This window comes from Haladaptatus halobius, from assembly GCF_020618475.1.
Taxonomy (GTDB): Archaea; Halobacteriota; Halobacteria; order Halobacteriales; family Haladaptataceae; genus Haladaptatus; species Haladaptatus halobius.
On sequence record NZ_CP085335.1, the window covers coordinates 883,656 to 895,909 of the forward strand.

16 protein-coding genes are annotated in these 12,254 nt (G+C 63.0%); 6 read left to right on the forward strand and 10 right to left on the reverse strand.

Annotated elements, in window-relative coordinates; genetic code table 11:
- Positions 1–28 precede the first annotated feature (28 nt).
- Together LIW51_RS05035 and LIW51_RS05040 are read right to left on the reverse strand one after the other, a co-directional pair.
- Positions 29–340, reverse strand: coding sequence for a DUF7565 family protein (locus tag LIW51_RS05035; RefSeq protein ID WP_227376127.1), 312 nt, complete (start codon positions 338–340; stop codon positions 29–31).
- Between the two features lie 46 nt (positions 341–386).
- Complete coding sequence (locus LIW51_RS05040; protein ID WP_227376128.1) at positions 387–1,022, reverse strand: HAD family hydrolase; 636 nt, start codon at positions 1,020–1,022, stop codon at positions 387–389.
- Positions 1,023–1,131: 109 nt separating this feature from the next.
- Here LIW51_RS05040 and LIW51_RS05045 point away from each other — a divergent pair, with 109 nt between their 5' ends.
- Complete coding sequence (locus tag LIW51_RS05045) at positions 1,132–1,866, forward strand: PHP-associated domain-containing protein (RefSeq protein WP_368411771.1); 735 nt, start codon at positions 1,132–1,134, stop codon at positions 1,864–1,866.
- Here LIW51_RS05045 and LIW51_RS05050 read toward each other — a convergent pair.
- The 4 genes from LIW51_RS05050 to LIW51_RS05065 form a co-directional block, all read right to left on the reverse strand.
- Positions 1,860–2,339 (reverse strand): metal-dependent hydrolase, encoded by a 480-nt coding sequence (locus tag LIW51_RS05050; RefSeq protein ID WP_227376130.1) that lies wholly within the window; start codon positions 2,337–2,339, stop codon positions 1,860–1,862. The two genes, LIW51_RS05045 and LIW51_RS05050, sit on opposite strands and share 7 nt — an antisense overlap.
- Before the next feature lie 58 nt (positions 2,340–2,397).
- Positions 2,398–2,907: a CinA family protein gene (locus LIW51_RS05055; RefSeq protein ID WP_227376131.1), complete on the reverse strand. Its 510-nt coding sequence runs from the start codon at positions 2,905–2,907 to the stop codon at positions 2,398–2,400.
- A gap of 38 nt (positions 2,908–2,945) precedes the next feature.
- Positions 2,946–4,817 carry an ABC transporter ATP-binding protein gene (locus tag LIW51_RS05060; RefSeq protein ID WP_227376742.1) on the reverse strand — a complete coding sequence of 624 codons (1,872 nt, stop codon included), beginning with the start codon at positions 4,815–4,817 and terminating at the stop codon, positions 2,946–2,948.
- A 394-nt stretch (positions 4,818–5,211) separates the two neighbouring features.
- A complete protein-coding gene (locus tag LIW51_RS05065; RefSeq protein ID WP_227376132.1) occupies positions 5,212–5,571 on the reverse strand; it encodes a nuclear transport factor 2 family protein in 360 nt (119 codons plus the stop codon).
- A gap of 75 nt (positions 5,572–5,646) precedes the next feature.
- On the opposite strand from LIW51_RS05065, the gene LIW51_RS05070 reads away from it, so the two are divergent.
- From LIW51_RS05070 to LIW51_RS05085, 4 genes are all read left to right on the forward strand, one after another.
- On the forward strand, positions 5,647–6,747 hold the full coding sequence (locus LIW51_RS05070) for a pyridoxal phosphate-dependent aminotransferase (protein ID WP_227376133.1): 1,101 nt from the start codon (positions 5,647–5,649) through the stop codon (positions 6,745–6,747).
- A 361-nt stretch (positions 6,748–7,108) separates the two neighbouring features.
- Positions 7,109–8,098 carry a presenilin family intramembrane aspartyl protease PSH gene (locus LIW51_RS05075; RefSeq protein WP_227376134.1) on the forward strand — a complete coding sequence of 330 codons (990 nt, stop codon included), beginning with the start codon at positions 7,109–7,111 and terminating at the stop codon, positions 8,096–8,098.
- 46 nt (positions 8,099–8,144) lie between these two features.
- On the forward strand, positions 8,145–8,405 hold the full coding sequence (locus LIW51_RS05080) for a hypothetical protein (RefSeq protein WP_227376135.1): 261 nt from the start codon (positions 8,145–8,147) through the stop codon (positions 8,403–8,405).
- Positions 8,406–8,463: 58 nt separating this feature from the next.
- Positions 8,464–8,910, forward strand: coding sequence for a hypothetical protein (locus LIW51_RS05085; protein ID WP_227376136.1), 447 nt, complete (start codon positions 8,464–8,466; stop codon positions 8,908–8,910).
- A gap of 10 nt (positions 8,911–8,920) precedes the next feature.
- Here LIW51_RS05085 and LIW51_RS05090 read toward each other — a convergent pair whose 3' ends face one another.
- Positions 8,921–9,919, reverse strand: coding sequence for an ornithine cyclodeaminase family protein (locus LIW51_RS05090; protein WP_227376137.1), 999 nt, complete (start codon positions 9,917–9,919; stop codon positions 8,921–8,923).
- Between the two features lie 48 nt (positions 9,920–9,967).
- Positions 9,968–10,183, reverse strand: a complete 216-nt coding sequence (locus tag LIW51_RS05095; RefSeq protein ID WP_227376138.1) for a DUF8015 family protein — start codon at positions 10,181–10,183, stop codon at positions 9,968–9,970.
- A 477-nt stretch (positions 10,184–10,660) separates the two neighbouring features.
- Here LIW51_RS05095 and LIW51_RS05100 point away from each other — a divergent pair, with 477 nt between their 5' ends.
- Positions 10,661–11,302, forward strand: coding sequence for an SdpI family protein (locus LIW51_RS05100; protein ID WP_227376139.1), 642 nt, complete (start codon positions 10,661–10,663; stop codon positions 11,300–11,302).
- 27 nt (positions 11,303–11,329) lie between these two features.
- Here LIW51_RS05100 and LIW51_RS05105 read toward each other — a convergent pair whose 3' ends face one another.
- Both LIW51_RS05105 and LIW51_RS05110 read right to left on the reverse strand, forming a co-directional pair.
- Positions 11,330–11,734 (reverse strand): TIGR03618 family F420-dependent PPOX class oxidoreductase, encoded by a 405-nt coding sequence (locus tag LIW51_RS05105; RefSeq protein WP_227376140.1) that lies wholly within the window; start codon positions 11,732–11,734, stop codon positions 11,330–11,332.
- A gap of 91 nt (positions 11,735–11,825) precedes the next feature.
- Complete coding sequence (locus tag LIW51_RS05110; RefSeq protein WP_227376141.1) at positions 11,826–12,236, reverse strand: DUF3054 domain-containing protein; 411 nt, start codon at positions 12,234–12,236, stop codon at positions 11,826–11,828.
- Between the last annotated feature and the right edge of the window lie 18 nt (positions 12,237–12,254).

Below are 12,254 nucleotides of genomic sequence, written 5' to 3' on the forward strand. Positions count from 1 at the left end.
CCGCCTCAAAATAGTTTACTTCGCCGCGTCAGGGGAGTTCGTTGCTTCTGTGCTCGTCCAATCGTTCGACGACTCGCTGGAGGTTCGCCGTCTCCTCGATCTCGTCGCGGATTCGCTCGCGCGTCCGGACGTCATTCGAATCGGCGTCGTACGCGCAGACGTACTCGGCGCGCGAGTGTTCGTCGAACGTGTGGCGGATGGCGAAGTAGCCGTCCGGAACCACCGACCCGCACACCTTGCACTCTCGGCGCTCGTGCTCCGACGTCTGGTGGACGATGGCGTCCTCGACGCTGTCGAAGCGTTCTCCGCAGCCGTCGATATCACATTCCCAGGCGGGCATTCGTACGTTGACTCTGTAATCCCGGTGATAAACCTTTTCCTGCTCGTCAGGCGACGATACCCCGAACCGACGAAAGCTCCCCGATGACGTTATCAGCGCGCGAGTCGCTCGATTTCGAGAGCCAGACCCCCGTGAATCCCGATTCCTGTGCCGGAAGTACGTCCCGTTCGAAGTCGCCCGCCACGAAAACATGTTCGTCGTCGGGAAGTTTCTCCCTCGCTATCCCGAATATCTCGCGGTCGGGTTTCCCCGCGCCGACTTCGCAGGACGCGACGACCGTCTCGAAGTACGCCGCCAACCCGCAGATTTCGAGTTTCTCCCGCTGGACGCGTCCCGCACCGTTCGTCAAAATACCAAGCGGATGGTCGTCCGCGAGTTCGGCGAGTAGTTCGGGCGCTCCGTCCGCAACCTCGATACAGGACAGTTCCGTCTCGACGAGCGCCTCGGCGAACGCCTCCCCCTCGGTCAGAAGGTCGAACTCCTCGCAGAGGTCTCCCATCGCTGCACGGTACGGTTCCGGGTGGCAGTCCGCGAAGTAGTCCAAGAACGCCATAGTGTAGCTCTCGTAGAGACCCGGGCGGGCGGAGAGATTCAGTTCTCGTCGCGCGCGGTCGAACAGTTCCTCGAACGGGACGGTGTGGTGAACCAGCGTCCCGTCGAGGTCGAAGTGGAGAGCGGTCATCGAGGGAAAATTTCTCTTTCCGTTACTTCTAGCTGCTGGAATCAGAACCCATATCGTCTACCCTTCGAAACGATACATTGTGACCGACTGCGACGAGTTCCGGGTCGATATGCACGTCAAAGTGCTGGACGAACAGGTCGTTCAACGAGCGAAAGACCGCGGTCTCGATGCACTCGTGTACGCGCCGCATTTCGTCCGACTGCCGGAGATTCGTCGACGCGCGGAGCGCTTTTCGGACGACGAGTTGCTCGTCGTCCCCGCGCGCGAGGTGTTCGCCGGAACGTGGCGCAACCGTAAGCACGTGCTCGCCGTGGGACTCACCGAACCGGTTCCGGATTTCATTACCCTCACGGGAGCGATGCGGGAACTCGACCGGCAGGGTGCCGCCGTTCTAATTCCCCACCCGGAGTTCCTGAACGTCGGCGTCTCGGAAGCGGACGTTCGCGTTCACGGCAACGTCATCCACGCCGTCGAGACGTACAACCTCAAACATCTCGACCGAAACAACCGCCGGGCGAACGAGATAGTCGACAACACCGGAAAACCCCCGTTCGGGTCGTCCTACGCGCACCTCCGGCGAACCATCGGCGAAGTCTGGACCGCGCTCGACGCGCCCGTCGAAACCGAAGCGGAACTGATCGACCGGCTCCGGGCGGGAGGTATCGCTCGCGTCGTCCATCGCAGAGGCCGTCGCCACAAACTCCGACGGAGATTGGAGTTCGCGCATCTCGGCTGGGAGAACACGTGGGGAAAGTTCGACCGACTGATCCTCTCAGGGACGGAACCGACCCACCCGAGCGACGACCTCTACGACGGGCGCTTCGATGACGTGCGCGTTTACTGAAGGCCGACGGCGGTGAGGCCGGCCTCCGCAACCAACTGTCGATGGACGAGTAGCGAGGCGACGACGAGTTCGAACGCCGTCACGACGAGCGTCACTATCGTCGCGTGCCGACTGCTAACCGAGACGCCGAAAGGTGCGCCGAACTCCTTCTCGTAGGGGTAAAACAGCGCGAGTCCGCGTTTGCTCCCGAGCATGTCCAGCGCGTAGTGGGTGAGAATGCCGATCCAAACGAACCGGAGGTTGTCGAACACGAGCGGAAAGTAGGTGAACAGCGCGAGCACGGGCAGGTTGTGCAGGGTCTTTCTGTGTCTTCCGAACGCCGTGTCCACGTCCGGAAAGAGCGCGCCCAGAACGACCGGTACGCCCACCTCGACGATGGTGTAGAAGGTGATGGTGTCGCCCGACGGATGCAGGATATAGCCGAGCCCGATGCTCAGGAGCGCGGCGTTCAGGACGTGCTCTTTCCGATTCATTCGGTCTCACGTCCCACCGCGGGGTATCAAGGTTTTCCTTTTCCACCGCCGGATTCGATCATTCCAGTTCCGAGAGGGCGTCTTCGAGGGCCCGCCGAGCGATTCGCGCTTTTATCTCCCGTCGCGTCCCGTCGAACTCGTAGCGTTCGACGGTCGAGTAGGAGTCGCCGCTTCCCCACTCGCCGGCGTAGGCGACGGCGACGAAGACGGTGCCGACCGGCTTCTCTTCCGTGCCGCCGGTCGGCCCCGCGATTCCGGTCGTGGCGACGCCCCACGTCGTCCCGGCTACGTCACGGGCGCCACGAGCCATCTGGCGGGAGACGGGTTCGCTCACCGCGCCGTGTTCGTCCAGCGTCTCACGGCTGACGCCGAGGTGTTCCATCTTCGCGTCGTACGAATAGGTGACGAACCCTCGGTCGAAGTAGTCGCTCGACCCCGACACGTCTGTCAGGAGCGAGCCGATGAGACCTCCCGTGCACGACTCGGCGGTTGCAACGGTCGCACCCGCGTCGCGGAGCGCGTCTCCCAGTCGCTTCTCGACCGGCGTATCGTCGGCGAATTCGTCCATATCGGCGGTACGTGCGAACCAGTTATGTAGCTACTCGCTCACCGCGAGGGAATCTCTTCGAGCATTCCGGCTTGTACGCCCCAGAGGTCGGCGTACAGGCCGTTCTCGGCGAGTAATTCCTCGTGCGCACCGCGTTCGACGACCCGGCCGTCTTCGAGGACGAGGATGGTGTCCGCGTCCTTGATGGTCGAGAGGCGGTGCGCGATGGCGAGAACGGTTCGATCCGCGAGGAGCGCGTCGAGGCTCTCCTGGATGTGGAGTTCGGTCTCCGTGTCCACGTCGCTGGTCGCCTCGTCGAGGATGAGCACCGCAGGATTCTGCAGGAGGACGCGTGCGATGCCGACCCGTTGGCGCTGCCCGCCCGATAGCTTCACGCCGCGCTCGCCGACTTCCGTGTCGTATCCGTCGGGTAGCTCCTCGATGAACTCGTGCGCCTTCGCGGCCTTCGCGGCCTCGACCACATCGTCTCGGGTCGCTTCGAAGGAGCCGTAGGCGACGTTTTCGGCGACGGTACCTGCAAAGAGGAACGTCTCTTGGCTGACGTAGCCGACCGCCTCGCGGAGGCTGTCGAGCGAGGCGCCGCGAACGTCCCGTCCGTCGATGCGGATCGCACCCTCATCCACGTCGTAGAGGCGCAGTAGGAGTTTCAGGACGGTGGATTTCCCCGCGCCGGTCGGCCCCACGAGCGCGAGCGTCTCGCCGCCACCCACTTCGAAGCTCACACCCTCGACGACCGGTTCGTCGTCGTAGCCGAACGTGACGTTCTCGTACTCGACATCGCCCTCCGAAACGGCGAGATCCGGGACGTCGTCGTCGGTGTCCAGTCCGCTCGGTTCATCCATCAGTCCGAACACGCGCTCGGCGGACGCAACCGCCTGCTGGTACATGTTGATCAGTTGACCGAACTGCGCGAGCGGCCAGACGAACCGCTGGCTCAGGAAGACGAACGTGACGAAATCTCCCGTCGAGAACCCCCCCGAGAAGACCAGCGGCGCGCCGCCGAACACCCACAGTCCGCCGACGACGAAGGTGAGGACGAAGCCGAGTCCGGCGCTCAACTGGAGCCCGGGGAAGAACGTGATGCGGGTGCGGATGGCGTCCCAGTTCGTGTCGTAGTACTTCTTGGAGGTGTCGGTGACGCGGCCGAACTCGTAGTCCTCGGCGCTACTGGCCTTGATGACCTCGATGCCGCCGAGGTTGTTCTCCAGCCGGGAGTTGAGCCGTCCGACCGTCGATCGAACGTCGGCGTACTTTGGCTGGATGATCTGAACGAACTTGTGAGTGAACAGCGCGACCACCGGCACCGTCGCCAGCGTGACGAGCGCGAGTTGCCAGTTCAGGTAGACGAGGATACCTGTGACGCCGACGACGGTGACGCCGATCATCGTCAGGACGTTGAGTCCGCCGTTGAGGAACTGTTCGAGGCGGTTGACGTCGTTGTTCAGGATGCTCATCAGTTCGCCGGTCTGCTTCTCGGCGAAGAAGCCCAAATCGAGGCGCTGCATCGCGTCGTAGGTGTCGGTGCGAATCTCGTGCTGGATGGACTGTGCGAACTCGTTGAGTCCCCACCCTTTCACCAGCGCACCGACCGCCCCGCCCACGAACGTGACCACGATGATCACCGCAGATAGCCAAAACTGTCCGACGTGTCCGTCGGGAATCCACGACTGCGGCAGCAGCGGTAGTTCGTATGGCTTCGTGCTTCCCGGCGAGAAGATCGCATCGACCGCGACGCCGAGGATGAACGGCGGCACGAGCGAGAGGAAGTGTGCCGCGACGCTCGCTACCACTCCGACCGAGAGCGGGAACCAATGCTCACGACCGTACGTTGCGAACAGTCGACGGATTGGTGCGTCGACGCGGTCGCGTTGCGCGCTGAAAGTGTCGTCCGAATCTGTGTCGTCTTTCATCGATGATGTTGTGTAGAGGTTACTTCGGCTGGTTCGTCCGACGGCCGAAACGGTGGATTTCGGGTTCGGAGGTCGCCAGACGGTCGAGACGGGTGTCACGGCGGTCGACTCGGGGGCTTCGAATCCGAAAGTCGTGGATAGGGGGAGCTAACGCCGGTTTCGCTAGCTCGGTGCCGTGGCTACGGCGGGCAGGCACCCGGAGCAAATCGGCAGTGCAGGAACGACCGACCTCGTCGCAGGACGGTGTCGTTCCGTTTCAGTTGGACGCGAAAAGGATCATTGTCGTTAGTAATCATACAATTATGACTGCTCGACATAAATCTTTGCGAGTATCGGTAACGTATCACGCAGTATGCGGCCGGGAAAACGGCCGTCCAACTTTGGGTGCGTTCTCCTACACCTCGTCGCGGTCGGTGTACGTGATACGTTCCGCTATCCGGCCGTTTTCGTCGAACCGGTGGAAATCGGCGAAGCCGAACGACACGCGCTCGTCGTCTTGCACGCCGGAGAACCGTCCGCGGGCGGCGACGGTGTCATCGCCGACCACCAGTTGGTCGATTTCGTGTTCACCGTCTTCGAGTGGTCGGTCTTCGAGGTAGAACTCGCGGAACTCGGCCATCCCGTTCAGACTCGCCTGTCCGGGACGTTCGTAGACGATGTCTTCAGCGAACAGTTCGAATACGTCCTCGTACGCCTCGGCGTCGATGTAATCGTAATACGACCGAACGGCGTCGGGGTCGACGCTGGGTGTCATCGCTAGAAGGTGACGACCCGACGACTAATCGTTTCGGGGCGAAAGAAAGACTTGCCAGTACTACGACCCCTCGGTATGGACTACGAGACGCCGTTGTTCTTTCACGTGATGGCGTACGCGACGGACGCCGACCGCGACGTGATCGACATGGTGAGCGGCAATCCCGACTGGGGGTCGCCGCCGGGAATTGCGGATGGATTGCACGAGTACGCCGACCTCGGCGGCGCGGATTTCCAGTATCCGCCGAGCGAAGGGCTTCTCGAACTTCGAGAGGAGATCGCCACCCGGCGAAACGTCGAACTATCGCAGGTCGTCGTGACGTGCGGCGGCGGCGAAGCGAACTATCTGGCGATGGCTCGCGCGATGGAACGCGACGCAGGTGACGAGTTCGTTCTGACCGACCCGGTTTATCCCTACTATCCGGGCAAGACGAAGATGCTCGACGCGACGGCGCGGTTCGTCGCCACTGCCGACGACGGCCAACTCGACCCCGAATCGGTTCGAGAGCAGGCGAGCGACGACACCGCGGCGATCGTCGTGAATTCGCCGAATAACCCCACCGGCGCGGTGTACGCCGAGGACGCGGTGCGCGAACTCGTCGCTATCGCGGAGGAGTACGACGCGCTACTGGTGAGCGACGAGGTGTACGATCACTTCGATTTCTCGGGCGAGTTCACCAGCGCACTGGCGTTCGATTCGTCGCATCGCGTGGTGACGAACTCGTTCTCGAAGTCGCTCGCTATCACCGGATTTCGCGTCGGTTACGCCGTCTTCCCGCCCGAACTGGTGGACGTGGCAAAGACGCGCCACATGCTGACGAACGTGGCCGGCAGTCGTCCCGCGCAGTACGCAGTGCTCCACGCCCTCCGCGAGACGGGGACTGACTACTACGAGGAGAACCGTCGACTGCTCGAATCGCGGGTGGAGACGTTCACCGACGCGCTGGACGAGGCGGGCGCGGACTACACGCAACCGGACGGGGCGTTCTACGTCATGGCGCGATTCCCCGATTTCCCCGGCACGCTGGCGAACGTCGAGCGACTCGTCGACGAGGCGGGCGTGGCAGGAATGCCGGGCGAAGCCTTCGGCTCGTCGCGCGCCGATTGGTTCCGGTTCGCGCTGGTGACGCCGCGCGCGGAGGAGGCGGCGGCACGGCTCGCGGCGTACTTCGAGTAAACGACGGATAGATATCTGAAAGGCGTCGAATCGCCGTCTGAGAGGCGCACCCTCGCGGGTTAGGCAGACTGTCGGTTTGGACCGTCGATATCGTTCGGTCTCGACCGGGAGCGTCCGGCGGAACTGGTTTCGTCTTCGTATATAAATTCTCGTGTGAGAAGCGGGGTTCTGATACTGTTGCTCAGCTGTTTTTCGGGATTAAATCTCGATGGTGCTAGCATCACGGTCACATCGTTGCTCTGAAATTTATCGCTACGAAGACTCCCAAGACCAGTCGAAGGCTCGCTGAAGCGCCGATATCGTCTCCTTCGAAGCTGTCGAACCCAAAACCACAAAGAGGGATCACTTCCTTGCTCCGTCCATGGAACAACGAACGCGGGTTCTCTTCGCGTCGGGACTGACCGTCGCCATTTTCCTCGGGGTGCAACTGGGCGCGCTGGCGCTGGTCGAACCGTTCGAATCGGCCGGGTACCAGACGGTCGAAGACCCCTCCGACCCGACGAACAGCCTCCTCTACATCGCGGTCATCCTCGTCTTCACGGCGGGGATGCTCACCGTCATCAAACTCGGCGTCGAGTGGATTCTGCGGGCGGTCATCATCCTCACCAGCGGGATGATCTCGCTCTACGTCTTCAGCGTGGTCATCCCACCCGTGGTCGAGACTTCGGTTGACGGGGCGTCGGTGAACGTCCTCGCGTGGGTCGCCGCCGCGCTGGTCGCCGTGGCGCTCACCGTCTACCCCGAGTGGTACGTCATCGACGCCGCCGGCGTCGTCATGGGCGCGGGCGCGGCGGGGCTGTTCGGCATCAGCTTCGGCCTCCTCCCGGCCATCCTCCTCCTCGTCGTTCTCGCCGTCTACGACGCCATCAGCGTCTACGGAACGGAGCACATGCTCACGCTCGCCTCCGGCGTGATGGATCTGAAGATACCCGTCATCCTCGTCATTCCGCTCACACTCTCCTACTCGTTCCTCGACGAGACCGCGCAAGCCACCAGCGAGGGGGCGGTCGACGAAGACGCGAATCCCGGCGAGGGCGACCGCGACGCGTTCTTCATCGGTCTCGGCGACGCCGTGATGCCGACCGTGCTCGTCGCCAGCGCGGCCTTCTTCTCGCCCGCCGACGCGCTCGTCTCCGGCACGGCCATCAATCTCCCCGCGCTGACCGCGATGCTTGGGACGCTGGCCGGACTGCTCGTCCTGCTCTGGATGGTACTCAAAGGTCGGGCGCACGCCGGCCTCCCCCTGCTCAACGGCGGCGCTATCGGTGGCTACCTCCTCGGCGCGCTGACGAGCGGAATCTCGCTGGCGCGGGCGCTCGGCGTCGAGCAGTATCTGTCGCAACTCGCGTAAGCGGACGGCCGGAAGGCCCTACTGTCGCCTCCGAGTAGGTCGACCCATGCCCGACATCGGCACGGCAACCATCGTCTACGACGACCCCGACGAGGGGACGACGGAGCGCGAAGTCGAGAACGACAACCTCGTCTACTTCGACGACCACTGGCTCATCAAGGTCGACGAGACCGACGAGGGCGACGACGTGGTTCGGCGCATCCCCCGCGAGCGCGTTCATCACGTCGAACGCTCCATCGACGAACTCGAGAAGAAAGTCGAGGGTGCGATAGAACAGGCGAAAGAGCAGTTCGGCTGGTGGAGCTAATCGCCGACTCACGGAGTCGCCACCAACACTATTCGCCAGCCGTCCGTAGTTCTGCCGCATGAGTTCGAACGTGAAAACGGGATTCGTCGGCGGTCTATTCGGCACCGTCATCATGACGGCGTTCCGCGAACCGGTCGCCCGGTCGCTTCCTCCGACCGCCGCGTTTCTCTCGAAGTTCGTCGGCGGCGAACCGGACGACCACACCGTCGGCGCGCTGTTGCTCCACCTGCTGTACGGCGGTGCCGCTGGGAGCGTCTTCGCCCCGGTGCTGGCGGTCGGGTCGGCAGAGTCGCCCTCGTCGCTCGAACCGGAGACGGAAGGGCTGCTTGCGGGACTGGTCTACGGACTCGCGCTCTCCGTCTTCGGAGAGCGCTTCCTTCTCGAACGCCTACTGGAGATGAATCTCGAACGGGACGAGCGGGCGGTGTTCCACGCCGGGCACGTCATGTACGGGCTCTCGCTCGGCGCGTGGGTCGGCTCCCGGTCGAAAGGGGCGTCGGAGTAGGCGGTCGGACTCACTTGCCCGTCAACGCCTCGCTGGCGGGCGAGAGCGAGACGGTCGACCCGAGTCCCTTCGCATCTGCTTTCTCGTAGAGCATGTACGCGGAAGCGACCGTCTCGATGGCGGTGCCGCCGCTGTCGAAGACGGTTATCTCGTCGGCCGTCTCCCGACCCGGCTTCTCGCCCGCGACCACTTCGCCGAGTTCCGCGTGGACGTGGTCTTCGGTGATCGCACCCGACTCCACCGCGAAGCGGAACGATCCGGCGTCCCGCGTCGTTCGTTCCCGCAAGTCCGGAACGTAGGTCGCGCGCTCGATGGTCGTCGCGTCGAGTTCGCGTTTCTTCGGGTGGTACTGCCCCATCGCGGTGACGTGCGCCCCGTCTTCGAGCAGGTCGCCGTCGAAGACCGGTTCGCTCGCGGTGGTCGCGGTGACGACGATGGCCGCGCTCTCAACCGCGGCAGCGCTGCTGGCGACGGCTGCCACCGAGGCGTCCAGTTTCTCGTTCATCTCGGCGGCGAACGACTCGCGGTTCTCCTTCGTCGGCGAGTACACCCAGACGGTTTCGATATCTCGAACCGTCGCCGCCGCTTTCAACTGGCCGCGGGCCTGCGCTCCGCTTCCGATGAGCGCGAGCGTCGTCGCGTCTTCCCGAGCGAGCGCGTCCACGCCGACCGCACCCACGGCGCCCGTCTTGAAGGGATTCATGCTCGCTCCGTCGATGAGCGCGAGGGGTTCACCGCTCTCGGCGTCGAATAGGGGCGTCACGAACCACGCGTCGCCCGCGCCGAATCCGGCGGAGTACGTATAGCCGCCCATCGCGCCGGTTTCGGGGAGGATGGCGGAGTAGCCGGTCAGCATCCCCGTCGGGTCATCGTTCACCAGCGTCGTTCGGGGTTTCGCGGGCGCACCCATCCCTCGTTGACGGTATCCGTCGCGGACTGCGTCGACGTACTCGCCTGGCGTTGCCAATCCCGCAACGTCGTCGCTCGTCAGAAATAATGCGTCTGTCATGGCTGGCAAAACGGAAGCCAGCGACAAAACCGTTGAGGAAAGAGAGAGTTAGTCCGCAGAGTTGACTGGAGTAGACGATTGGAGCTGAGGCGATTCGTCGACGGGTCCGTTGATGAACAGCGCGTGTCCGATGAGCAACACCGACGCGGTTGCTCCGAGCGGAACTGCCATCGTCAGTGTGAGTCCAGCGACGCTGAACGCTCCGGTTACGCCGATCAGTGCGAGCGGAATCAGGCCCAGAATGAGGTCATAGTATCCAGTCATAATCCATTATAGAATATGTGGACAGGGTATAAAACTCTTTCCCATATGCGCGACAGTCGTTCTCTGTATGTCTTCGGTATTCACCATCTCACAGACGCACTGGTTTTCTATAAGTTATAATGATTGACTCAGAATACAGGAGCTGTGTATCGGTTGTTCGGGGCTTTCTGCGGTCGTGAGTTCGGCGACTGACTCCATCACCGCTCGCCGACCGGGGTGACTGTATTCGTGCGAAAAAGTAGCATGAAACCGGACATTGGGGATAACTACAAGTAATCGCCCGTTGGACGGGCTCATCGTCACCGCGGAGGCGACGACCTGCCACCACCGTGAGAAGCCGATGCACGTCCTCCGTACGCGCGGCGTAGTCGACGTCCTTTTCCGAAGTCGCCACGTCGAAGCCGACCGTTCGACGATCGGAGTTGTGCTTCGGATAGCTCACGTAGGTTTATACATCAAAACGCTAAACCATCACGCATGAAAGGGCGAACGAAGTACTTCGTCGCGCTCGCGTTCGTTGTCGTCGCGTTCGGAGTCAGTGCGTACTACTATCCGCAGATGCCCGAGCAGATGGCGACCCACTGGAACGCGAGCGGCGACGCCGACGGCACGATGCCGAAACTCTGGGGGTTATTCTTTCTCCCCGCGTTGACCGCCGGGCTCCTCGTCCTGTTCGCGGTGATTCCCAAAATCGACCCGCTCGGCGAGAACGTCGAGGCGTTCCGCGAGCACTACGACCTATTCGTCGTCCTCTTCGTCGCGTTCATGCTCTACGTCCACCTGCTCGTCGTCCTCTGGAATCTCAGCTATCGATTCGAATTCACGGCGGTGCTCGCGCCCGCGATCGGTGCGCTGTACTACTTCGTCGGAACGCTGATGAACCGCGTCGAACGCAACTGGTTCGTCGGCGTCCGAACCCCGTGGACGATGACGAGCAACAAGGTGTGGAGGAAGACCCACTCTCGCGCCGGACCGCTCTTCAAACTCGCCGGACTCGTCGCGCTCCTCGGCGTGCTCGTTCCGGGGTACGCGGTTTACCTTATCGCCGGACCGGCGATCGTCGTGGCCCTCTATCTCACGGTCTACTCGTACGTCGAGTATCGGCGCGTTACGGCGTGAAGGGTCGCGGGTGCGGCGGTGCTCCGCTCAGTCCCCGCCGTGCGCGATAACCTCGTCCGGACGAATCTCGAGCAACACCCGCGAGGTCTGGATGGTCGGCTGGTACTCGTCGGCGTCGGTGTACCGCCGCGCGAGTTCGTCGATGTGCTCGCGCGCGCCCTCCTCGGTTATCCCGTCGACTTCGCCGAGGATGGATAGCGCCCGGTATCGGTCGTCGGGGTCGGTCATGCTCAGCCCTACCTTCGGGTTTTGCTGGACGTTTCGTTCCTTGCGGCGACCGCGTTCCGTGTTTACGAGAACGCGGTCGGCCTCGGCGTCGTAATCGATCCAAACCGGCGTCACGTGCGGAACGCCTTCCGGCGTGAGCGTCGCCACGTGCGCGAACACCGGCTTCTCGAACAGGTCGTGGAAGTCACTGGGTATCGACGACATCGGCGAAACGCTTTCTTCGCAAATCACTTTACGCTGCTGGGCACCCCCCGTTTCGCCCGGTGATCGGAGTCGATGACGTCGCGGCGTCTCCTCACGACACCGCCGCCGCGAGACCGCGCCAGACGACGAAGAACAGCAGTCCGAACCCCGTCACGACGGCGGCGAACGTCAACGGCGAGTCGCCGTGGAAGAACCGGGTCGAGCGAAGGAGGAGGCCGATACTCGCTGCGACGATCCACGTCCCGCCGGCCAGAAGCACCGCGTCTCGAACCGACTGGCGCGCCCGCGAACCGTATGTCCCGAGCGCCAGCGCCGCGACGAGCCACCCGATAAAGAATGGCGCAATGGTGTCCGCGAACACCAGCGGCGACGTTATTGGATTCACGTCGTGCCGGAGTTCGCCGATGGCGAGGAAAGTTGCTAGCACCAATAGGTCACCGACGACGAGTCCGGCGGTGGCTTGCGAGCGGTCGAAGCGCCGGGAACCGAACACACTGCTCATACCGTCCCCTCGGAACGC